21 protein-coding genes are annotated in these 22713 nt (G+C 33.8%); 16 read left to right on the top strand and 5 right to left on the bottom strand.

Annotation, left to right across the window (positions count from 1 at the left end; genetic code table 11):
* Positions 1–2 precede the first annotated feature (2 nt).
* The 5 genes from OH806_RS11930 to clpB form a co-directional block, all read right to left on the bottom strand.
* Positions 3–731, bottom strand: a complete 729-nt coding sequence (locus OH806_RS11930; RefSeq protein WP_264743913.1) for a sensor histidine kinase — start codon at positions 729–731, stop codon at positions 3–5.
* 29 nt (positions 732–760) lie between these two features.
* Entirely contained in the window at positions 761–1408 is a 648-nt protein-coding gene (locus OH806_RS11925) for a hypothetical protein (RefSeq protein WP_264743912.1), read from the bottom strand.
* A 40-nt stretch (positions 1409–1448) separates the two neighbouring features.
* Positions 1449–2006, bottom strand: coding sequence for a hypothetical protein (locus tag OH806_RS11920; protein ID WP_264743911.1), 558 nt, complete (start codon positions 2004–2006; stop codon positions 1449–1451).
* Between the two features lie 367 nt (positions 2007–2373).
* On the bottom strand, positions 2374–2556 hold the full coding sequence (locus OH806_RS11915) for a hypothetical protein (RefSeq protein ID WP_264743910.1): 183 nt from the start codon (positions 2554–2556) through the stop codon (positions 2374–2376).
* 162 nt (positions 2557–2718) lie between these two features.
* Positions 2719–5310 (bottom strand): ATP-dependent chaperone ClpB, encoded by a 2592-nt coding sequence (clpB, locus tag OH806_RS11910; protein ID WP_264743909.1) that lies wholly within the window; start codon positions 5308–5310, stop codon positions 2719–2721.
* 339 nt (positions 5311–5649) lie between these two features.
* On the opposite strand from clpB, the gene OH806_RS11905 reads away from it, so the two are divergent.
* The 16 genes from OH806_RS11905 to OH806_RS11830 all read left to right on the top strand — a co-directional run bounded on the left by OH806_RS11905 (position 5650) and on the right by OH806_RS11830 (position 22593).
* Positions 5650–6225 carry a TetR/AcrR family transcriptional regulator gene (locus OH806_RS11905; RefSeq protein WP_264743908.1) on the top strand — a complete coding sequence of 192 codons (576 nt, stop codon included), beginning with the start codon at positions 5650–5652 and terminating at the stop codon, positions 6223–6225.
* Between the two features lie 199 nt (positions 6226–6424).
* A complete protein-coding gene (locus OH806_RS11900) occupies positions 6425–7744 on the top strand; it encodes a phenylacetate--CoA ligase family protein (protein WP_264743907.1) in 1320 nt (439 codons plus the stop codon).
* Positions 7741–8826: a 2Fe-2S iron-sulfur cluster-binding protein gene (locus tag OH806_RS11895; RefSeq protein ID WP_264743906.1), complete on the top strand. Its 1086-nt coding sequence runs from the start codon at positions 7741–7743 to the stop codon at positions 8824–8826. The genes OH806_RS11900 and OH806_RS11895 overlap by 4 nt, the downstream gene beginning before the upstream one ends.
* 85 nt (positions 8827–8911) lie before the next feature.
* Positions 8912–9850, top strand: a complete 939-nt coding sequence (gene paaA / locus OH806_RS11890) for a 1,2-phenylacetyl-CoA epoxidase subunit PaaA (RefSeq protein WP_264743905.1) — start codon at positions 8912–8914, stop codon at positions 9848–9850.
* A gap of 22 nt (positions 9851–9872) precedes the next feature.
* Positions 9873–10154 (top strand): 1,2-phenylacetyl-CoA epoxidase subunit PaaB, encoded by a 282-nt coding sequence (gene paaB / locus OH806_RS11885; protein WP_264743904.1) that lies wholly within the window; start codon positions 9873–9875, stop codon positions 10152–10154.
* 70 nt (positions 10155–10224) lie between these two features.
* Positions 10225–10974 (top strand): 1,2-phenylacetyl-CoA epoxidase subunit PaaC, encoded by a 750-nt coding sequence (gene paaC, locus OH806_RS11880; RefSeq protein WP_264743903.1) that lies wholly within the window; start codon positions 10225–10227, stop codon positions 10972–10974.
* A 19-nt stretch (positions 10975–10993) separates the two neighbouring features.
* Entirely contained in the window at positions 10994–11458 is a 465-nt protein-coding gene (gene paaD / locus OH806_RS11875) for a 1,2-phenylacetyl-CoA epoxidase subunit PaaD (protein ID WP_264743902.1), read from the top strand.
* A gap of 61 nt (positions 11459–11519) precedes the next feature.
* Positions 11520–12320 carry an enoyl-CoA hydratase/isomerase family protein gene (locus OH806_RS11870; protein ID WP_264743901.1) on the top strand — a complete coding sequence of 267 codons (801 nt, stop codon included), beginning with the start codon at positions 11520–11522 and terminating at the stop codon, positions 12318–12320.
* A gap of 90 nt (positions 12321–12410) precedes the next feature.
* Complete coding sequence (locus tag OH806_RS11865; protein WP_264743900.1) at positions 12411–13544, top strand: 3-hydroxyacyl-CoA dehydrogenase NAD-binding domain-containing protein; 1134 nt, start codon at positions 12411–12413, stop codon at positions 13542–13544.
* Between the two features lie 92 nt (positions 13545–13636).
* Entirely contained in the window at positions 13637–13951 is a 315-nt protein-coding gene (locus tag OH806_RS11860) for a hypothetical protein (protein WP_264743899.1), read from the top strand.
* A 1-nt stretch (position 13952) separates the two neighbouring features.
* Complete coding sequence (locus OH806_RS11855) at positions 13953–14366, top strand: PaaI family thioesterase (RefSeq protein ID WP_264743898.1); 414 nt, start codon at positions 13953–13955, stop codon at positions 14364–14366.
* A 69-nt stretch (positions 14367–14435) separates the two neighbouring features.
* On the top strand, positions 14436–15641 hold the full coding sequence (gene pcaF / locus OH806_RS11850; protein WP_264743897.1) for a 3-oxoadipyl-CoA thiolase: 1206 nt from the start codon (positions 14436–14438) through the stop codon (positions 15639–15641).
* A gap of 110 nt (positions 15642–15751) precedes the next feature.
* On the top strand, positions 15752–16345 hold the full coding sequence (locus tag OH806_RS11845; RefSeq protein ID WP_264743896.1) for an acyltransferase: 594 nt from the start codon (positions 15752–15754) through the stop codon (positions 16343–16345).
* Positions 16346–16640: 295 nt separating this feature from the next.
* The gene (gene paaZ, locus OH806_RS11840; protein WP_264743895.1) at positions 16641–19136 is read left to right on the top strand and encodes a phenylacetic acid degradation bifunctional protein PaaZ; all 2496 of its coding nucleotides are present in this window, start codon (positions 16641–16643) and stop codon (positions 19134–19136) included.
* A 72-nt stretch (positions 19137–19208) separates the two neighbouring features.
* Positions 19209–21869 carry a DEAD/DEAH box helicase family protein gene (locus OH806_RS11835; protein ID WP_264743894.1) on the top strand — a complete coding sequence of 887 codons (2661 nt, stop codon included), beginning with the start codon at positions 19209–19211 and terminating at the stop codon, positions 21867–21869.
* 40 nt (positions 21870–21909) lie between these two features.
* Positions 21910–22593: an SMUG2 DNA glycosylase family protein gene (locus OH806_RS11830; protein WP_264743893.1), complete on the top strand. Its 684-nt coding sequence runs from the start codon at positions 21910–21912 to the stop codon at positions 22591–22593.
* The last annotated feature ends 120 nt before the right edge of the window (positions 22594–22713 follow it).

Raw genomic sequence — 22713 nt, 5'->3', positions numbered from 1 at the left:
GGTTATCTTTTTAAAATGATATTGAGTGTAGTTCCCAGATTTTCCTGACTTTCGAGACTGAAATTTGCCCCGATGATTTCGGCTCTGTTTTTCATATTGGTAAGTCCGATTCCGTTTGATTTTATGGTAGATTTATCAAAACCAATACCATCATCTTTAATATTAAGTTCCCAAAGATATTCATCAGATGTATTCAGTTTGATAAAAATGTTCTTGCAGTTGGCATGTTTTATACTGTTCTGAATAAACTCCTGAGTAATTCTGAGGAGTACATTTTTGTGAGCAAATCCCAAGTCGAGCTGTTTAAAGTTGTGTTCAAAATTTACTTTACACTTTTTAAAAGCATTGGTATTGTCAACTTCTTCCTGAATTAAAGTTACGATTTCCTTTTTATTAATGTTGTCATCTGTTAAAGTTTTTGAAAGACTTCTTAAATCTTGTAGAGATTGATTTATAATTTGAGACACCTGGTCTATTCTTTCGTTTACTTCAGGAACTTTATTTTCATATAAAAGTTGCTGAGTGTAAAGACTAACGAGAGTTAATTTCTGACCTATATTATCATGAAGCTCTCTCCCGATTTGCTGCATTGTTGCCTGTTGGATTTCCAGCTGAGTAGCCAAAAGTTCTCGTTTGTGAATTTCGTTTTTTACTTCAATTTCATTAAGGTATTCTTTTTTACGCTGTTTGTATTTTCGGATGTAAACCATCACGGCAGTTACAAACAACACAAAAAATATGTTGAATAGAATGAGTGTTATTAAGAGCTCTGTTTTCCCCATATGAATGAAATTGAAAATAATAAATACATAATAATTCCTGAAATCAGAAAATAGGCGAAATAGATATTAAATATTTCGCGGTAATCACTAATGAAATCCAAGAATGTCCAAAACGGCAGAGTTCCGATGTAGAATAATGTTACTCCTAAATTGATATAAAACATTCTGTTCTTATCAAAATTTAGAATGTTTGAGGAGTTAATTTGTTTATAGTATTCCATCACAACTAAAATCATCAACATAAGGCAACCTAAAGTGTAGTTTAATGAAAACATAATTTTCTTACCTGAAAATATAAGTTCACTAGGGATAAATGAGAGTAAATAAACAAGTGATAATCCCCAAAATAGTTTTTTGTTTTCGAAAGATTTAGCTGCATATAACCAGTAAAAAAATATAAACTGAACCGGAATTACGAGGTAATTGTAAAAGGCTACTTTGTTGTAATGCATGAATTTATCTCCCCATGCTCCTACAGATTCACATAAAAAAATGAATATTAAATAAAATACAAAATATTTCCAATATTGATTCTTTATTCGATTAAAGAATATTAATGCTGTAATGGCAGAAATTCCTTCCATACCATACATGAGATCAAACGTTAATTTTTGGAACTCAGTCATTGTGTTTTTTTAATTTTAAATTATGTATTTGTTTTTTAATTTAGAATATTTCAGCATTTGATTTTTCTGGGGGTACTAAAGCTCCATGGTTTTCTGCAAGGGTTCCTATTTGTGCATTTCTTGAAGCCATTGCAATTACCGAACCTCCTTCATTGCTTATTTGGTTATATGAATTGGGATTTAAAGGATTGAAATCAAAGTTCAGATAATTTCCTTCTTCGTCTGGTCTGCTTATCGTAGGAATCATAACGAGAGTGTGTTTTCCGGCATAAGTGTCAGGTATTGGATATCCCTCCATTGTGTCCCAATTTTCAATTTTAGGATATGCTCCGTAGTAAAATCTTATACCTAAATCCTGTGTTTTTATATTTTCGTCTACTTTTTGAGTTTCAGTTTCAATGTCATTGATGAGCTTTTTCAATTTTTCTAAGCTAAACCAAATAGAATGTGCATCGGATGTTTGCATTTCGTTATTAATTGCTTGTAACTGATTTGCACGATAATTATTAATTAAGTTTTGAACAAAATCGGTAGATAAAACACTTGGTTCAGATACTTCCGAAATATCTTCAACATTCAAAATAGGTTTTGTTTTCATAATGTTAGCTTTTAAAGTAGGGGGTTAGTTAATGATACAAATTTCGTAAAAATTTTATGTTAAATGATACGGTTTTTTCCTATTTATAATCCGTGATTTTACGGATTGCTTTGTTTTAATTAAAACTAATGGATTTAGAGGGCTTAGTAATAGAAAAAGCGATGGAAAAACTTCCATCGCTCAGGTTTTATTTAAGTTAAGTAAATTAAATACAAGGATACTTTTTAGGGTCTCTACAGATAAATCCTGTACTACAACATAATCCGGGAGGACAGGTCATGTCTATCTGGCATTCCGTTATTGCTGCACCTCCGTTAATTTTTTTTAAATTTTTTCGGGTTAATTTTTTCATAACATGATAATTATATTATTCTACAGTAAGGGTAGGGCGACATTCGGGTTGTCCACAGCTAATACTTATTTCCGAACAATAATCTGTTGCACAAGGACCTCCACTTGTAGAGCCGTCCCAATAAGTTATCATGTTACATCTGCAATCAAGTTTTCCTCCTAAAATAGTTTTTAACGAATTTCTTTTTAATTTTTTCATAATAATGATTTTTTTAGTTAATAATATTTGGTAATAGTAAATGTAAGAATAACTTCTATATAAATAATATAAATTCTATATTTTGTGAAAAAAAGTAAGTGACGTATGTTTTTATACGTCACTTACTTACAAAAATAATATATATGAAAAAAAAACTATTTGTTATTCGGTTGGTCTGAAAACTAAACCTGTTTCTTCGAAATAATCTAAAGTAATTCTGTCACCATCATTCACATTTCCTGCAAGAATTTCTCTGGATAATTTATTAAGAACTTCCTGCTGAATCACTCTTTTCAAAGGTCTTGCACCGAAAACAGGGTCATAGCCTTTATTCATCAGATAATCTACGGCATCTTGTGTGGCTGTCATGATGATATTTCGTTTTGCTAACATATCATTGAATCCTCTCAGTTGATAAGTCACAATTTTTCCGATTTCTTTTTTTCTCAAAGGTTGGAAAAGCACCACTTCATCAATTCTGTTCAAGAATTCTGGACGCAAGGTTTGTTTTAATAAATCGAAAACTTCATCTTTTGTTTTATCGACAATTTCATCCTGATTTTCATCGGTAATATTTTCAAAATTCTCCTGAATCAGATGCGAACCTAAATTCGAGGTCATAATGATAATCGAGTTTTTGAAATTCACAACTCTACCTTTATTATCCGTCAGACGACCATCATCTAAAACCTGCAGCAAAGTATTGAAAACATCAGGATGCGCTTTTTCAATTTCATCCAATAACACCACAGAATAAGGTCTTCTTCTTACGGCTTCAGTTAATTGTCCTCCTTCATCGTAACCAACATATCCAGGAGGTGCACCAACAAGTCTGGAAACACTGTGTCTTTCCTGATATTCACTCATATCAATTCTTGTCATATTGTTTTCATCATCAAATAAAAACTCTGCTAAAGCCTTTGCTAACTCGGTTTTACCAACACCCGTTGTTCCTAAGAATAAGAATGAACCGATTGGTTTTTTATCATCGCTTAATCCGGCTCTGTTTCTTCGGATAGCATCGGCAACGGCTGTAATAGCTTCATCCTGTCCGACAACTCTGTGATGAAGTTCAGTCTCAAGATTTAATAATTTTTCTCTTTCAGATTGTAAAAGTTTGGTAACAGGAATTCCTGTCCATTTTGCAATGACTTCAGATATGTTTTCCGAAGTTACTTCTTCTTTAATGAGTTCATTCTGATGATTTTGCATTTCAATTTCCAATTTGGAAAGTTCTTCCTCCTTTTCACGAAGCTTACCGTACTGTATTTCAGCTACTTTTGCATAATCTCCTGCTCTTGAAGCTCTTTCTGCCTCTAGTTTCAGGGATTCTATATCTTTTTTAATCTGTGTTAAATCCTCAGATTTTTGTTTTTCTTTCAGCCATTTTGCATTGATTTCGTTCCTTTGTTCAGAAATTTTCGCAATATCTTCTTTTAAATGGTCGATTTTTGTTTGATTTCCTTCCCTTGAAATCGCTGCCAATTCAATTTCCAACTGCATCAGTTTTCTGTCTAAAACATCCAGCTCTTCGGGCTTTGAATTGATTTCCATTCTCAATTTAGCGGATGCTTCATCAATTAAGTCAATCGCTTTGTCCGGTAAAAATCTGTCTGATATATATCTTTGAGACATTTCCACGGCTGCAATAATGGCTTCATCTTTAATTCTTACTTTATGATGCGCTTCGTATTTATCTTTAATTCCACGAAGAATGGAGATTGCAGATTCGGTATCAGGTTCTTCCACCATTACTTTCTGGAAACGTCTTTCTAATGCTTTGTCTTTTTCAAAATATTTTTGATATTCGTTCAAAGTTGTAGCTCCGATTGCTCTTAATTCTCCTCTTGCTAAAGCAGGTTTTAAAATATTGGCAGCATCCATCGCACCTTCACCACCTCCGGCTCCAACTAAAGTGTGAATTTCGTCAATGAAAAGGATGATTTGTCCGTCAGATTTGATGACTTCATTTACAACAGATTTCAAACGTTCTTCAAACTCACCTTTATATTTTGCACCGGCAATCAATGCTCCCATATCCAAGGAATACAGAGTCTTGTCCATTAAATTTTCAGGAACGTCTCCACTGATAATTCTATGTGCAATTCCTTCAGCGATTGCTGTTTTACCCACCCCGGGTTCACCAATCAGAATTGGATTGTTTTTAGTTCTTCTTGAAAGAATCTGTAAAACTCTTCTGATTTCTTCATCACGACCGATAACAGGGTCGAGTTTTCCTTCTGCGGCTAATTCGTTAAAGTTTTTAGCATATTTATTTAGGGATTGATAAGTTTCTTCCGAACTTGCAGAAGTGGCTTTACTTCCTTTTCTTAATTCTTTAATCCCGCCTTCCAAAAGATTTTTTGTAACACCCATATCTTTCAGCATTTTTGAAACTTCTGAATTGGTTTCTAAAAGAGAAAGCCATAAATGTTCAATCGTTACATATTCATCGCCCATTTTCTTAGCAATGTTCGGAGCATCAAGCAAAACTTTGTTGGCTGATTGTGAAAGGTAAATATTTCCTCCCTGTACCTTCGGAAGTCTTTCCAGGTTTTCACGATTGCGCTCTCTTATCAAAGCGGCATCTGCTTCTGATTTTTTTAGTAAGAAAGGGGATATATTCTCATCTACCTGAAATATTCCTTCAAGTAAATGTTGAGGTTCAATTTGCTGATTGCCAAATTCCATTGCAACCTGTTGTGCTGCTTGGATGGCTTCTTGTGATTTTACGGTATATTGATTTAAGTTCATATTTTTAGAATTTTTGCAATAATTAGTCTGGTCAGATTTTTGAAACATCAAGAAACCAAATTTTCAGGCTTAGTTTCTTAATGCCATCAATTATTTATCATTTAATTCGATTACTGTATCTCAAAAACTATTCAATTATTAAATTTTTAAAATAAAAAGACAAATTTTCCGAATATTGTATTGTTTGGGTAGTTTTTAGTTGACAAATTTTCCGATTTTTATAAATATTATTTTAAATAATGGAAAAATCGTCAGTTTTAATTGTTAAGATTAAATTATTATTGCTTTTGTATGTTAAAAAATCAGAGATTAAATCAAAATAATTACTTTTGCGTTCTGATGGAGCTAAAAGAAAAACAAAAGAAAATATTGGATGTTGCTGTAGAACTTTTCAAGGAGAAAGGTTATATGGGTAGCTCTGTAAGGGATTTAGCGACAAAGCTTAATATTAAGGCGGCTTCTTTGTACGCGCATATACATTCAAAAGAAGAAATTCTGGAGTGGATTTGCTTCGGTATTGCTCATGATTTCTTTGCTGAACTTCAAAAAGTTAAGAATACTGATATTCCTCCAAAAGATAAGCTGAATTTATTCATAGATAAGCATTTGTCGGTGGTTCATAAGAATAGAGATGTTACCCATATCTATTCTAATGAGTGGAAGCATCTTGAAGAAAGACTTTCTGAATTTGTGGAACTAAGAAGGAATTATCAGTTAGAAGTTGAGAAATTAATTTCTGAGATTTATCAATCAGAAAATTGGGAATTGAAGTCTCCAGCATTTACAACAAGGTTTATCCTTCATACCTTAAATAACTCTTATTTTTGGTTTAGAAGAAATACTGAATCTACTTCTGAAATTACCAATGAAATTAGAGATAAAGTTCTTTTTGGGTTACTTGGAAATCAGAAGTGATTTTGAATGTCAGACGAAATTGTATTTACTGTCGAGGGTTTTCTCCTCTAAAGACTTTTTTATTTCGAATAATATCATATTCGTACTATATATTTACCTAATTTAGAATTATTCAAAATATGACAAAAATCATAAAAATTTTGTGAGACCAGCAAAATCTTTTTATTTTTACGCCTAACAAATGTTAGTTAGTTAAGGTATGGATTTTTCAGTTGAATATTTAGAGCTTACTCAGTTGAGGCAGCTTCAATCTGAGCGATTGGTAAATCTGGTCGGTTATCTTGCGGATAGGTCAGATTTTTATAAAAATAAATTTAATGAATTAGGAATATCGACTCAGGAAATAAGGTCAATTGAAGATATTTCAAAATTACCGATAACATATAAGCAAGATTTAAGGAATAATTATCCGTTCGGATTATTTACCGTCCCTAAAAATGAATTGCAGAGAATTCACTGCTCAAGCGGAACAACAGGTAGGCCAACAGTTGTAGGATATACTAAGGAAGATGTAGATTTATTCAGTGAAGTAGTAGCAAGATCTTTGAATGCAGCCGGAGCAAAACCAGGAATGCAGTTGCATAATGCTTATGGTTATGGTATTTTTACAGGCGGACTTGGTCTTCATTATGGAGCTGAAAAATTAGGAATGAGTGTGTTGCCTATTTCCGGAGGAATGACAACAAGACAGGTAGATTTGATTTTAGATTTTAAACCTGAAGTAATATGTTGTTCGCCTTCATATGCTTTGACAATTGCTGACGAATTTGGTAAAAGAGGAATTTCAGCAGATGAAATTAGTTTAAAATATGCAGTTTTAGGTTCAGAACCTTGGACGGAAATTATCAGACAGCATATTGAAGAAAGATTAGGTGTACATGCAACTAATATTTACGGGTTGAGTGAAATCATCGGACCTGGTGTTTCAATGGAGGATTTTGAGGAAAAAGGAGGTTCTTATATTTGGGAAGATCATTTTTATCCTGAAATTTTAGACCCAGAAACAAAACAACCTGTTCCTTTTGGAGAAGAAGGCGTTTTGGTAATTACAACTTTAACTAAAAAAGCAATGCCTTTATTGCGTTATTGGACGAATGATATTACCAGTCTTTATTATGATGAGAATGCCAAAAGAACAATGGTGAAAATGAAACCTATTCTTGGAAGAGCAGATGATATGCTGATTGTAAGAGGGGTAAATGTATATCCAAGTCAGATTGAAGATGCTTTTTCTCATGTGAAAGGCGTGGTTCCTAATTATTATTTAACTCCTATTGAAAAGGAACAGATGTGTGTAGCATTGGATGTAGACGTAGAAATAGAGGATGGTTTTTTAAAAGCACAACATTTGGAACTCAATAGCCCAGAATATACTACTTTTATAGAAAATTTTGGTCACGGAGTAGAGGCTGAAATTAAAAGAAGAGTTGGTATTACAACTAAAGTAAAAATTCATGGTCAAGATACCCTTCCTAAATGCGAAGGTGGAAAAATTAATAGAATATTAAAGAAAAAATGAATTCATTTTATAAACTAAAAACTGTAAAAGTTCAGAAAGATACTCCGGATGCAGTAAATGTGGCGGTGGAAATCCCTGAAGAATTAAAGGATAAATTCAAATTTAAGCAAGGTCAATATCTTAATTTCCGATTAATGATTGACGGAAATGAAGAAAGACGTTCTTATTCTATCTGCAATGCTCCGAGTGAAAAAAATAATACCTTGGAAGTATTGGTGAAATTGTTGGAAGGAGGAAAAGTTTCTGGTTATTTCAATGAACATCTTCATATGGATGAAATCCTTGAAGTAATGCCTCCGATGGGAAGTTTTAATACAAATTATCACCCTTCGAATGCGAAAACTTATGTGGGTTTGGCAGCAGGAAGTGGTATTAGCCCGATTCTATCAAATATTAAAGAAAGCCTTTATCAGGAGCCAAATTCTAATGCATATCTGTTTTACAGTAACAGAAGCATGAATCATGTAATGAAAAAGGCTGAAATTGATCAGTTGGTTGAAAAATTCAACGGGAGGTTGAAGGTTGTTTATCTTGTAAGCCGTGAAAAACATGAAGACCCTGTTTTTGAAGGTAGAATTTCACCGGAAAAACTGGAGCATTTATTTGAAAGATATTCAGATATTAATGTTCAGGATTCAACTTATTTTATCTGCGGACCAGCAGAAATGATTAAAGGTATTTCTGATTATTTAAAGAAAGACAAAAAAGTACCTGCAATTCAGGTTTTATATGAATATTTCACTGCGCCGGATGAGGAAAACTCTGAGGAAATGAGTGAAGAATTCAAAGCAATTGCGAATATTGAAAGTATGGTTACGGTAATCATTGATGATGATGAATATTCGTTCCATCTTAATTCTAAAAAAGAAAGTATTCTTGATAAAGCATTGAAAGACCAACTTCCTGTCCCTTTCGCTTGTAAAGGAGGAGTTTGTTGTACGTGTAAAGCACAGGTTTTAGAAGGAGAGGTATTTATGGAGAAAAACTTTGCTCTTACCGAAGATGAAGTAGCCAAAGGCTATGTTCTGACGTGCCAATGTCACCCGACTACGAATGTGGTGATGCTTAATTATGATGTTTAAAAATTAATGTAACAATATAACAATTTACCAGTGTAACAATCATTGGTACATTGCTAGACTGATACATTGCTAAATTGAAAAAATTATGGACTTAGAAAAATTTGTTCAATACGTTCACGAAGAAAACAAAGTAGAACCAAAAGATGTAATGCCGGATGATTACAGAAAACTTTTGGTTCGTCAGATTTCGCAGCATGCACACTCCGAAGTGGTAGGGATGTTGCCTGAAGCCAACTGGATTACCAGAGCGCCTTCTCTAAGAAGAAAAATGGCTCTTTTAGCAAAAATTCAGGATGAAGCAGGGCACGGATTATACCTTTATGCTGCTACTGAAACTTTAGGAAACGGTACTATTTCTGCAGACAGAGATGCTACTTATAATGATATGCTTTCTGGAAAAGCAAAATATTCAAGTATTTTCAATTATCCAACATTAAGTTGGGCGGATATTGGTGCTATAGGCTGGTTGGTAGACGGTGCCGCTATTATGAATCAGGTAATGTTGATGGGGAATTCTTATGGTCCTTATTCCAGAGCGATGGTGAGAATTTGTAAAGAAGAGTCTTTCCACCAAAGACAAGGATATGAAATCTTAATGTCTCTTTGCCGAGGTACAAAACAACAAAAGGAAATGGCTCAGGCTGCTTTGAATCGTTTTTGGTGGCCGGCTTTGATGATGTTCGGACCTAATGATGATAGTTCTCCAAACTCAAAAATTTCTATGAATTATAGAGTGAAGCGTGAAAGTAATGATAGTCTACGTCAGCGTTTCATTGATGTTACGGTTCCTCAGGCTGAGTTTTTAGGCTTAACAGTTCCGGATAAAGATTTAAAATGGAATGAAGAAACAGGTCATTATGAATTTGGTGAACTTCCTTGGGACGAATTTATGGAAGTTTTGAAAGGAAACGGACCTTGTAATAAGAAAAGATTACAGACAAAAGTAAAAGCTCAGCAAGAAAATGCTTGGGTAAAAGAAGCAGCAGTAGCTTTTGCAAAAAAACAACAAACTGAAGTAATATAAATTGTTAAATTAAAATTTAATTATGGCAAATTTAGATATGTGGGAAGTGTTTATTCAGACTAAACCAGGGTTATCTCACAAACACGCCGGAACAGTTCAGGCACCAACAGCAGAATTAGCTTTGCAGAATGCAAGAGACGTATATACGAGAAGAAAAGAAGGAACTTGCGTTTGGGTGGTTCCAAGTAAATATATTGTAAGTTCGGAAGGGATGGATCAGGAAGCGTTTTTTGATCCTGCTGATGACAAATTATATCGTCACCCAACTTTTTATCATATTCCTAACGATGTAAAAAATATGTAAAAAGAAATTAGAAGTTAGATTCTAGAATTTAGTCTAATTTCTAACCTCTAATTTCTAAATTCTTATAAAAATGAATCCACTATATAATTATTTATTAAAGTTAGCAGATGACAGTCTTATCATGGGGCAAAGATTGTCTGAATGGTGCGGTGAAGGTCCATATCTGGAAGAAGATATTGCATTAACGAATATTGCATTAGATGAACTAGGTCAGGCAAATAATTTCTATCAATATGCTTCAAGACTTGCTGATAATGGTCAAACTGAAGATGATTTGGCATTTTTGAGATATGAACACGAATATGTAAATGCGCATTGGACGGAACTTCCTAATGAAGATTATGCTCAGACTATTCTTAAAGTTTATGTTTTTGCGGTGTATCAAAAATTGATGTATCAGGCATTGTCAAATTCTGCTGATGAAGAATTGGCTGCTATTGCTCAAAAATCCTTGAAAGAGGTTAAGTATCATTATACTCACGCAAATTCTTGGATGAAAATTTTTGCTCAGGGAACCGAAGAAAGTAAAACAAGGTTAGTAAGTGCTGTTGAAAATATTTGGGAATACACCAAAGGTTTATTTGCGAAAGTAGAAGGAGAAGATGATTTAATAGCTTTAAATATCGTTCCTAATGTTGATGAGTTGTACAAAGAATTTGTAACAATTACTCAAAAAGATTTTCAAGATTTCGGATTAGAATATCCTACAAATTCATTTATGCAGCCTAAATCCAGAACGGGATATCATACAGAATATTTCGGATATATTCTTTGTGAATTGCAATATATGCAGAGAGCATATCCAGGTTGTACTTGGTAAAAACAAAAAATAAAAGAGATTGAAAAATCCTTTAGAATTATTAGAAACGATTCCAGACCCGGAAATTCCGGTAATCAATATTGTGGAATTGGGCATTGTAAGAGAAGCGAATATTACAGGTGAAAATACTTGTGAAGTTGTTATTACGCCGACATATTCTGCATGTCCTGCTATGTTCAATATAGAAGAGGATATCATAAAGTTGATGAAAGAAAACGGATGGGATGTGAAGGTTGTAACCAAAATGTTTCCGATTTGGACGACAGATTGGTTAACAGATGAGGCGAGAGAAAAACTTCGTGTTTACGGAATTACCCCTCCTGAAAAAGGAGCAGATGAAAATCACATAGGAAAACCTAAAAAGTGTCCTCGTTGTGGTTCTGAGCATACGAAACAGATTAGCAGATTCGGGTCTACGTTATGTAAGGCTTCGTATCAGTGTTTAGACTGTTTAGAACCTTTTGACTATTTTAAATGTCATTAAAAATGATTAGTTTTATAAAATAATCATTTTTATATTAACTTATTAATAACCAATACAGATTATGTATACACAACTTGATATCGAAACGCATTTTGATGGCAAACTTAAAATAGCTTACCTCAATCAGCCTCAGTTTATGAACGCCTTGAACAAAATTACCATCAAAGAATTGACAGATTTTGTGAAAGACTGCAACAATGATGAAACAGTGAGATGTATTGCTATTTCAGGACATGGTAAAGCATTTTGTTCTGGTCAAAACCTAGATGAGGCGTTTACGGTTGGGAAAGATGTTCATGAAAAGGATATCATCAAAAGAATCGTATTAGATTATTATAATCCGATGGTAACTACCATTACAAGAAGTAAAAAACCTGTAATTGCGTTAGTTAATGGTCCTGCAGTAGGAGCGGGAGCGATGTTGGCACTTATCTGCGACTTTGTTTTGGCATCAGAAACAGCATATTTTTCACAAGCCTTCTCAAAAATAGGACTTATTCCTGATACGGGAGGTACTTACTATCTTCCCAAGCTTTTAGGTCGTCAGTTGGCTACATATTTAGCTTTCACAGGAAAGAAAGTTTCTGCTGAGGAAGCAAAAGGCTATGGTTTGGTAGCTGAGGTATTCAACGAAGCTGAGTTTAAAAATTCTTCATTAGAAATATTAGACAATATTGCCAATATGCCAACCAGAGCATTCACTCTTACTAAAAAAGCATTTGCATATTCTTACAAGCACTCTTTGGAAGAGCAATTGAATATGGAAGCAGAATTACAGCAGGAAGCAGCCGAAACTTTTGACTTTACTGAAGGAGTAACCGCATTTTTACAAAAAAGAAAACCGGAATATAAAGGGAAATAAAAAATTTGTACAATGTAGAAAGTATAATGTACAAGACACAACATGTACATCTAAAATACTTTTTACATTGTACTTTTTACATTATACAGCATGAAAAATGTAGGAATTATCGGTGCCGGAACTATGGGTATCGGGATTGCTCAGGTAGCAGCAACAAATAACTGTAAAGTTTTGGTATATGATGCCAACGCTGACCAAGCAGAAAAATCAGTTCAGGGTTTAGAAAAAACGCTAAACAAATTAGTAGAAAAAAATAAAATTTCATCGGATAGAAAAGATGAAATTTTTAATAATATTTCGATAGCTAAAGAATTAAAAGATTTTGCAGATTGCAATCTTATCATTGAAGCTATTATCGAAAATAAAGAGATAAAAACAAAAGTATTCACAGAGCTGGAATCGTATATTTCAGACGATTGTGTTCTAGGTTCTAATACTTCCTCAATTTCCATCACATCTTTAAGTTCAGAACTCAAAAATCCAAAACGTTTTATCGGAATTCATTTCTTCAATCCGGCTCCATTAATGCCTTTGGTTGAAGTTATTCCTGGTTTGCTTACAGAAGAAAAATTACCTGAACAGATTTACAATCTTATGAAAGATTGGGGTAAAACTCCGGTAATAGCTAAAGATATTCCGGGCTTTATTGTTAATAGAATCGCTCGTCCTTACTATGGAGAAGGACTGAGAATTGTGGAAGAAAACATTGCAACGCCAGAACAGGTTGATGAGGCAATGAAAACGCTAGGAAACTTTAAAATGGGGCCTTTTGAATTGATGGACTTAATAGGTGTAGATGTCAATTTCTCTGTAACAACAACTGTTTACAAAGATTATTTCTATGACCCAAAATATAAACCATCTCTACTTCAGCAAAGAATGTCTGAAGCGAAACTTCATGGTAGAAAAACAGGAAAAGGATTCTATGATTACAGTGAAGGAGCGGAAAAACCTGTTGCGGAGAGGAATGAAGCATTGTATCAACAAATATTTATGAGAATTATCTCCATGTTGATCAATGAGGCTGTGGAAGCAAAAAGACTAGGTGTTGCTAATGATGAAGACATTGAATTGGCAATGCAAAAAGGAGTCAACTATCCAAAAGGTTTGCTAAGTTGGGGAAAAGAAATTGGGTACGATAAAATTTCAGACACCCTGCAAAATCTTTACGAAGAATATCAGGAAGAAAGATACAGACAAAGCCCGTTATTACGTAAATTGTAAATGTGTCGGTTGACTAGGATAATAGTTTTATTGTTATGCTGAGCTTGTCGAAGCATCTTATTAGTAAACTTTCACATTATTACATTAAAAAAATGGATTTAGATGGATTTCGAGTAGAGTTAGAAACAAGACTTCTCACCGAAAAAGAATATATAGCTCAGGAGTTATCGTCGATAAGTGATTATCAGGAAAGGCTTGGGTTGCTAACAAAGTTTAACGAAAAATATCGAGAAGTTATCAAAAGATTGGCTCAGGAAAACGGAATTGATTTGACTGCCTCTTATCAATCTGAAAATTCGTCTAACTCTGAAAATCTATCATATGAACAAATAATTCTTGGTAAGACAATGAATATTTATGACAAATTTGTCGAAGAATTATATGTAGAAATAACAAGTGTAAATTAAAATGAATCCAAGACAAGTAGCAGAATATATGTTCAATCAGGATGAGTTTTCCCAATGGATGAATATCAAAATGATTGAAGTAAAAGAAAATTATTGTTTAATAGAAATGCCCATCAAAAAAGAAATGATTAATGGGCTAAAAACGGTTCATGGTGGGGTTACATTTGCTTTTGCAGATTCTGCTTTGGCATTTTCTTCTAATAATTCCGGAGATGCAGCCGTTGCCTTGAATTGTATTATTAATTTTACCAAAGCAGGAAAAGAAGGGGATGTTTTCAGAGCAGAAAGTATTTTGGTAAATGATACCCGAAAAACAGCTGTTTATGACATTAAAATTACCAATCAAAATGAAGAATTGATTGCAAAATTCGTCGGAACGGTTTATAAAATAGGAAAGAAAGTAATAGAATTATAAATAAGTGATAAGCCATAAGCTTTTCTTAAAATTGGCAAAGCTTACTGCTTATAGCATAAAGTAAAATAAATGAATAACGTATACATCATAGATTATATAAGAACACCGATTTCTAAATTATCAGGAGGACTTTCAGAGGTTCGTGCGGATGATTTGGCGGCGGTAGTTTTAAAAGAAATTATAAAAAGAAATCCTGAAGTTCCTGTAGAGGAAATTGAAGATGTTATCATGGGATGTGCCAATCAGGCAGGTGAAGATAACAGAAATGTGGCTAGAATGGGACTTTTATTAGCGGGACTTCCATATAAAATAGGTGGAGAAACGGTAAACCGTCTTTGCGCTTCTGGAATGTCCGCTGTTGCCAATGCTTTCCGTGCAATTTCTGCGGGAGAAGGTGAAATTTATATTGCAGGAGGAGTAGAGCATATGACACGTTCTCCTTATGTGATGTCAAAACCTAGTTCCGCTTTTGGCAGAGACAGCCAGATGTTTGATACCACTTTCGGATGGAGATTTATCAATCCTAAAATGAAAGAAATGTATGGAATTGACGGAATGGGAGAAACGGCTGAAAATTTAGCAGACATTCACCAAATCAGCCGTGAAGACCAGGACAAATTTGCACTTTGGTCTCAGCAAAAAGCTACAAAGGCTCAGGAAAGCGGAAGATTAGCAGAAGAAATTGTTGCCGTAGAAATTCCTCAAAAGAAAGGCGAACCAAAAATCTTCGATACAGATGAATTCATTAAGCCTACTTCTTCTATGGAAGGATTAGGGAAACTTCGTCCTGCTTTCAGAAAAGAAGGAACGGTTACAGCTGGAAATGCTTCAGGAATGAACGATGGAGCAGCTGCTCTTATTTTGGCCAGTGAAGAAGCTGTTAAAAAATACAATTTAAAGCCAATTGCTAAAATTGTAGGTTCTGCTGTTGCTGGTGTTGAGCCTAGAATCATGGGAATAGGTCCGGTAGAAGCGACGAACAAATTATTAAAAAGATTGAATCTAAGTCTGGATGATATGGATATTATTGAACTTAATGAAGCATTCGCAGCTCAGGCTTTGGCAGTAGCAAGAACGTTAGGATTAAGAGATGATGATTCAAGAATAAATCCAAACGGAGGAGCGATTGCCATCGGACATCCACTTGGAGTTTCAGGCGCAAGGATCGTTGGTTCGGCTGCTTTAGAATTAAATAAACAAAATAAAAAATATGCATTGTGTACCCTTTGTATCGGAGTAGGTCAGGGTTATGCAATGGTAATTGAACGTATCTAAAAATGAGTTCTAAACTTTTAACGTTAAGCAAATTTTTCAATTTTAGAATAAAAGTTTACAAATTTGAATTTTTGTTTCAAGACAAAAGAATTTAATAATAAATTAATTTTATGAACATTTATTCATACCACGGAATTCGTCCTATTATAAAACCTTCGGCGTATATTCATCCTCAAGCGGTGATTATCGGGAATGTAGAAATTGGCGAAGAAGTTTATATAGGTCCAAATGCGGTTATTCGTGGAGATTGGGGTAAAATTATTATCAAAGACGGAGCAAACGTTCAGGAAAATTGTACGCTTCATGTTTTTCCGGGGATTGAAACTATTTTAGAAGAATCAGCACATATTGGTCATGGAGCGATCATCCATTCCGGGCATATTGGTAAAAATTGTTTGGTTGGAATGAATGCTGTTGTAATGGATAAAGCATACATCGGAGATGAGTCTATTGTTGGTGCTTTAGCGTTTGTTCCTGCAAATTTTAGATGTGAACCTCGAAAACTCATTGTAGGAAGTCCAGCAAAAGTCATCCGCGATGTTTCCGATGAGATGATTCATTGGAAAACGGAAGGAACCAAACTGTATCAGGAATTGGCAAGAGAAGGGAAAGATGCAATTCTACCTTGTGAACCTTTTACAGAATACGTTCAGCAGATCCCTACAAAAATTGTTGATTATAGCATTTGGGATGACATCAAATAAGTTAATGATATCTTTATTTAATGAATCAACGTATAAAAAAATACCGGCCTTTAATTTTGATTATCTTCATTTTAATCAATTTTTTAGGTTTTTATTTAATTAAAGAATCGATAGGGATTTCCGATGCTTTAGAACATGTGGATTCGGAAGAAGTAATTCGTAACCTGAATGCAAAAGACTTCCTGTATACAATATTTATTGATTTGGTTCTAATTATTGATTTTGCAGGGATCTTATTTGTTATTTATTTTATGATTAAAAAAGTTTTACAGTCAAGTAAAAAGTGAAAAATAATATGGAAAAACTTAAAAATTATATTTACGGACAATGGGTGGAAGGAAACGGAAACGGTATTCCTTTGTACAATGCCGTAACGGGAGAGCAGGTTGCTGTTTCTGACACAGAGGGGTTAAACTACGAACAGGCTCTTGATTATGGAAGAACTGTAGGGTATAAAAATCTTTCTTCAATGACTTTCTACGACCGTGGTGAGATGTTGAAAAAAGTAGCTCTGTATTTATTAGAAAGAAAGAAAAAATATTACGAATTATCATATAAAACGGGAGCAACTCATGTTGATTCTTGGGTAGATATTGAAGGAGGTTTAGGTACTTTCTTCACCTATTCAGGATTGGCAAAAAGGATGCTTCCGAATACTCCGTTTTGGGTGGATGGTGAAACTTTGAAAATTTCTGCAAACGGAACTTTCTTGGGAACTCACATTTTAACGCCGAGTGAGGGTGTTTCAGTTCAAATTAATGCTTACAACTTTCCTGTTTGGGGAATGTTGGAAAAACTTTCAACTTCATTATTGGCAGGTGTTCCATCAATTGTGAAACCTTCTCCTTTTGGTTCTTATTTAACGAATGCTGTATTTCAGGATATGGTTGAAAGCGGAATTCTTCCTGAAGGAGCTATTCAGTTGGTTTGTGGTGAGCCGGGAAATATTTTAGATTATGTTCAGGACGGAGATTCTGTATTGTTTACAGGTTCGGCAAATACGGGTAGAAAATTAAAATCTTTACCTTCAGTGGCAGGAAATGCTGTTCGTTTCAATATGGAAGCAGATTCTTTGAATTGCTCAATTCTTGGATTGGATGCAAAACCTGGAACTCCTGAGTTTGACTTATTCATCAAAGAAGTTCGAAACGAAATGACAACGAAAGCCGGACAAAAATGTACGGCAATCAGAAGAATTATCGTTCCCGAAAACTTAATTGGAGACGTTCAGAATGCTTTATCTAAGGCTTTAGACCAGACAAAAATCGGAAACCCGTTAAGCAGGGAGACTAGAATGGGTTCTTTGGTTGGAAAACAACAGTATGATGAAGTTTTAAGAAAAGTAAACCTTTTAAAAGCTGAAACTGAGTTAATTTATGATGGAAAGCATGAATTGATAGATGCCGATTATGAGAAAGGAGCATTTATGAGTCCGAAATTATTCTTAAATGACAAACCTTTTGAGAAAAATATCTCTCACGATGTAGAAGCCTTTGGGCCTGTTTCTACAATCATGCCGTACAAAGATGCGGAAGAAGCTGCTGCTTTGGCAAAAAAAGGGAAAGGAAGTTTGGTAGGTTCTATCGTTTCTCACGATGATAAATTTGTTGCAGAAACTTCCTGGAAAATGGCTTCTCAGCACGGAAGAATTTTTGTTTTAAACAGAGATTCTGCAAAAGAAAGTACAGGTCATGGTTCTCCGCTTCCTACATTAATGCACGGTGGTCCCGGAAGAGCTGGAGGTGGTGAAGAAATGGGAGGTTTGAATGGTCTTCATTTCTTTCTTCAAAAAACAGCAATTCAGGGTTCTCCGGATATTTTGACGGCTATTACTAAAATTTATCAGCAAGGTGCTGAGAAAAAATATTCAGATAAACATCCTTTCCAAAAATATTTTGAGGAAGTTGAGGTTGGAGACTCTTTGGAGACAGCAGGAAGAACAGTAACTGATGCAGATATTGTAAACTTCTCGAATGTTTCTTGGGATCATTTCTATGCTCATACTGATGCGACAAGTTTAACAGGAACCATTTTTGACAAAACTGTAGCTCACGGATATTTCATCCTTTCTGCAGCTGCCGGACTATTTGTTTCAGGTAAAAAAGGTCCTGTAATTGCGAATTACGGACTTGAAAACTGTTCATTCTTCAAACCTGTGTATGCAGGAGATACCATCACGGTTTATTTAACGGCAAAAGAAAAAATAAACAGAGGAGTAAAAGGAAGAAATATTCCTTCCGGAGTTGTGAAATGGTTAGTTGAGGTAGTAAATCAGAGAGACGAAATCGTTTGTGTAGCTACAATTTTAACGTTGGTTGCAAAACAATCTCCTTTTATTGAGTTGAATGTGAATAAGATTCAGAAATTAATTAACGGACTTACAGAATCTACTCAGCCAGCTTGGGGAAAAATGTCTCCACAGGCAATGATTGAGCATTTAGACCAGGCCATTTTGGTAAGTTTAGGCGAACCTGAAGCTGAGATTTGCTACACTCCTGAAGAGCATTTAGAAAAATGGCAGGATTCTTTATATACCCACCGAAAAATGCCGAAAGATCATAAAGCTCCGTTTATGCCGGAAGATGGTTCTGTACCAGTTTTAGTTCATAAAAATTTAGAAGCAGCTAAAATTTCATTTATGGATAATCTGAAAAGATTTATTATTTATTACAAAGAAAACCCAGAAGCAGAGCACATGAACTATGTATTCGGAAAATTGAATAAAGAGATGTGGGAACTGATGCATAGAAAGCATTTCACGCATCATTTTGAACAATTTGGATTGATTTAAAGTTTTCTTTCTAAAAATATTTTCATAACCTTGTCAAAGTTTTGCTGTTGACAAGGTTTTTTTATTGACATTATGATGAAAAGTTTTCCTAAAGACATTGTCTTTAAATATCCATGGAGGAAGTATCAAAAAAGACTTCTAGACGAGCTGGATTCTTATGTTTCAGATGGGCATGTTCACGTTGTTGCACCTCCGGGTTCAGGAAAAACGGTTTTGGGACTAGAGGTGATGTTGAGACTCAATCAACCTACCCTGATTGTTGCTCCTACAATTGCAATTAAAGAACAATGGATTCACCGTTTTACAGAATTGTTTTTACAGACAGAAACTACTCCTAATTGGGTTTCTTATGATATTAGAAATCTTGGTTTTGTAACGGTAGTTACTTATCAAGGAATCCATTCTGCAATGACAGGTTTTTCAGAGGATGAAGATTCATTGGATTTTAGTAGAGCACAAAGTTTTATCAAAAATATAAAAGATAAGAAAATAAAGACATTGGTTCTTGATGAAGCTCATCATCTTAAAAAATCATGGTTTAAAAGTTTGATCGAACTGAAACAGCAACTAGAGCCTAATACTATAGCTCTTACAGCAACTCCACCAATGGATGTTTCACCGCATGAATGGCGAAACTATATTGAACTAAATGGACCTGTTGATATAGAAATTTCTGTTCCTGAATTAATGATTGAAAAGGATTTGTGTCCTCATCAAGACTTGGTTTATTTTTCTCTGCCTACAGCAACGGAACATCAAAAAATTGAAAATATTTATAAAAAGGCACAATCATTCTGGGATGAATTGAATAAGGATGCTTTTTTATTGAAAGTAATTTCCTCTCATCCCGTTTATCAAAATCCAGAACAACATTTGGAATGGATTTATTCTAATATCTCATTTTACACTTCTGGTCTGGTGTTTATGAACCATAATCTTTTGGAAATTCCTAAGATACATTTTAAGATTATTGGAGATGAACAGGAGTATGTACCAGAATTCAACTTTTTTTGGTTGGAAGAGCTATTGGAGTTTTATTTGTTTTCTCATGATAGCTATTTTAAGCAATATGATGATAAAAGGCTTGAACTTGAAAATAGATTGAAGAGAAACGGATTCCTTGAAAATAGATTTATACAATTTATAGATAATAAAAATATTCATCAAATTCTTAATACAAGTATAGGGAAATTAGAAGGGGGTTATCGGATTGCTAGTCAGGAATTTGAAAATTTTGGTACTGATCTTAGAATGGTAGTTCTTACAGATTTCATCAGAAAGGAATTTTTAATAAATGAAGAAGAAAATAATCTCGAATTAAATAAAATCGGAGCTATTCCTGTTTTTGAAATACTGAGAAGGAATGCAAGTGCTCAAAAAAAAATCGGAGTTCTTACAGGAAGTATTGTAATTGTGCCTAAGTCGGTTGTAGAACAAAATGTATTTCAAGAAGGAATTACTTTCACATATTCTCCTTTAAGTTTTGATGCAGATTTTGTTCAGCTTTCAATAAATGACCAAAATAGAAGTCAAATGGTAAGAATTGTGACTGAACTTTTTCAAAAAGGTGAAATTTTAATTCTAATAGGTACAAAATCTCTATTGGGAGAAGGTTGGGACGCTCCTAAAATTAATTCTTTAGTGTTGGCTAGTTTTGTGAGTTCTTTTGTTTTGTCAAATCAGATGAGAGGAAGAGCCATTCGGACAGATAGAGATGATCCTTTTAAAACGAGTAATATTTGGCATTTGGTATGTTTTGATGATCAGGCGCAGGATGGTGGAGCCGATTATCAGAGAATGCAAAAAAGATTTAAAACTTTTGTTGGAATTTCTAATTATGAATCATCCACAATTGAGAATAATTTTGAAAGGTTGGCTATTTCCACTATGGAATCTTCTGCATCTTTTGAAGAAAACAATCAAAGAATGTTTAAGTTCAGTAAGAATAAGAAACTTCTTTTGGATAAATGGAATGAAGCGCTTTCAAAAGGTAATTATTTGGTTGAAGAAATTAGAATTGAATCGGAGGAAAATTTTAATGAAAAAAAATTAAAATCAATAGGAAGTAGTATTAGAAACTTTTCGGGAGCAATAATATCTTCAGTCCTTATGTTTGGAGCAGATTTTTTTAGTGGTTTGTTGAAACACTTTCAATCTGTTCATTCATTTCAATATTTATCTCAGGCAATTTTGGGATTTGGTTTTATTGGCATCTTGGCTTACGGAGGTCGTTTTTACAGGTCATGGGTACAATATCTTAGATATAAAAACGCCTCTAAAAATTTATTTAAAATTTCAGAAGTAGTTTTAGCATCACTTATCAAAGAAAAAATTATTAGAACTCCACTAGAACAATTAGAAATTGTTGTAATGCAGGATGGGAAAGGAGACAAAACCTGTTACCTTGCAGGAGGAACGAATTATGAAAAGTCTCAGTTTATACTCACTTTAGAAGAATTGTTTGCACCAATTGATAATCCTAGATATCTTTTGGCAACGAAAGGTAGTTTTTTATTTAAATTAAAAAAGCACTATTATGCAATGCCAGAAATTTTTGGGAAAAATAAAAAATCCGCAGAATATTTTACCAAAGTATGGAAAGATAAGTTAGGTAATATTGATCTTATTTTTACAAGGACTATTGAAGGAAGAAAGCTATTGTTGAAATTAAGATTTCAAGCTATTATTAGGAAAAATAAGTATACAGAGCATATCAGGAAATGGGTGAGGTAATTAATTTTAAGTTTGAAAAAGAAGAGAAAATATTGTTGTGATGAAAACCTTTGGAGACAAAGTTATAGAGCTTAATAGAAACCTGAAGTATGATGGTAATCTTCCTTCTGATTTTCAGGTTTTAAATCCATATTTGGATAATCCGGAAACTATGGTAGTAATGAAAGAGTTTTATCATAAATTTTATAACGATTCAAATCAGAGAAAATTTATCATCGGGATTAATCCAAGCCGACACGGAGCAGGAGTAACGGGTGTTCCTTTTACTGATACAAAACGTTTGGAAAGTGTGTGCGGAATAAAAATGAAATCTGCCAAAACTCATGAAATATCTTCTGTTTTTATATATGACATGATTTCAGAATATGGAGGAGTGGAAGAGTTTTATAAAGATTTTTATATCAATTCGCCATTTCCTTTGGCGATTGTAAGAAAATCTAAAAACGGATGGCTGAATGCCAATTATTATGATGATAAAGAGCTTTTCAATAATGTGAAAGATTTTATGATTGATTCATTAAAAAAGCATATTTCTTTAAACCTTGATACTTCTGAGGTTTTTGTTTTAGGAAAGAAAAATGCTGATTTTATTTCAAAATTAAATAATGAAGCAAAACTGTTTGATAAAATGATTGTTTTGGAACATCCAAGATATATTCAGCAGTATAAATCGAAGGAAAAACAATTATATATCGATAAATACATATTGGCATTAAAAAATTAAACCTCTCTGAAAAAAATCAAGAGAGGTTTCCAGTCATTATACTGAAGTTTTCAAGGAAGTTAGTTTTAGTAATTTTCTGGTTTTTAAAAACTGTTACATTACAAATTTGCAACAGTTTAC

The organism is Chryseobacterium oryctis (assembly GCF_025971925.1).
Lineage (GTDB): Bacteria > Bacteroidota > Bacteroidia > Flavobacteriales > Weeksellaceae > Chryseobacterium > Chryseobacterium oryctis.
Note: the sequence above shows the minus strand (reverse complement) of the source record. Positions and strands in the feature narration are given on the sequence as shown.

Excerpts from the sequence above, each read along its gene's own strand:
- OH806_RS11925 (WP_264743912.1), bottom strand. The coding sequence starts at position 1,408 with ATGACTGAGTTCCAAAAATTAACGTTTGATCTCATGTATGGTATGGAA.
- OH806_RS11920 (WP_264743911.1), bottom strand. The coding sequence starts at position 2,006 with ATGAAAACAAAACCTATTTTGAATGTTGAAGATATTTCGGAAGTATCT.
- OH806_RS11915 (WP_264743910.1), bottom strand. The coding sequence starts at position 2,556 with ATGAAAAAATTAAAAAGAAATTCGTTAAAAACTATTTTAGGAGGAAAA.
- clpB (WP_264743909.1), bottom strand. The coding sequence starts at position 5,310 with ATGAACTTAAATCAATATACCGTAAAATCACAAGAAGCCATCCAAGCA.
- OH806_RS11905 (WP_264743908.1), top strand. The coding sequence starts at position 5,650 with ATGGAGCTAAAAGAAAAACAAAAGAAAATATTGGATGTTGCTGTAGAA.
- OH806_RS11900 (WP_264743907.1), top strand. The coding sequence starts at position 6,425 with ATGGATTTTTCAGTTGAATATTTAGAGCTTACTCAGTTGAGGCAGCTT.
- OH806_RS11895 (WP_264743906.1), top strand. The coding sequence starts at position 7,741 with ATGAATTCATTTTATAAACTAAAAACTGTAAAAGTTCAGAAAGATACT.
- paaA (WP_264743905.1), top strand. The coding sequence starts at position 8,912 with ATGGACTTAGAAAAATTTGTTCAATACGTTCACGAAGAAAACAAAGTA.
- paaB (WP_264743904.1), top strand. The coding sequence starts at position 9,873 with ATGGCAAATTTAGATATGTGGGAAGTGTTTATTCAGACTAAACCAGGG.
- paaC (WP_264743903.1), top strand. The coding sequence starts at position 10,225 with ATGAATCCACTATATAATTATTTATTAAAGTTAGCAGATGACAGTCTT.
- OH806_RS11870 (WP_264743901.1), top strand. The coding sequence starts at position 11,520 with ATGTATACACAACTTGATATCGAAACGCATTTTGATGGCAAACTTAAA.
- OH806_RS11865 (WP_264743900.1), top strand. The coding sequence starts at position 12,411 with ATGAAAAATGTAGGAATTATCGGTGCCGGAACTATGGGTATCGGGATT.
- OH806_RS11860 (WP_264743899.1), top strand. The coding sequence starts at position 13,637 with ATGGATTTAGATGGATTTCGAGTAGAGTTAGAAACAAGACTTCTCACC.
- OH806_RS11855 (WP_264743898.1), top strand. The coding sequence starts at position 13,953 with ATGAATCCAAGACAAGTAGCAGAATATATGTTCAATCAGGATGAGTTT.
- pcaF (WP_264743897.1), top strand. The coding sequence starts at position 14,436 with ATGAATAACGTATACATCATAGATTATATAAGAACACCGATTTCTAAA.
- OH806_RS11845 (WP_264743896.1), top strand. The coding sequence starts at position 15,752 with ATGAACATTTATTCATACCACGGAATTCGTCCTATTATAAAACCTTCG.
- paaZ (WP_264743895.1), top strand. The coding sequence starts at position 16,641 with ATGGAAAAACTTAAAAATTATATTTACGGACAATGGGTGGAAGGAAAC.
- OH806_RS11835 (WP_264743894.1), top strand. The coding sequence starts at position 19,209 with ATGATGAAAAGTTTTCCTAAAGACATTGTCTTTAAATATCCATGGAGG.
- OH806_RS11830 (WP_264743893.1), top strand. The coding sequence starts at position 21,910 with ATGAAAACCTTTGGAGACAAAGTTATAGAGCTTAATAGAAACCTGAAG.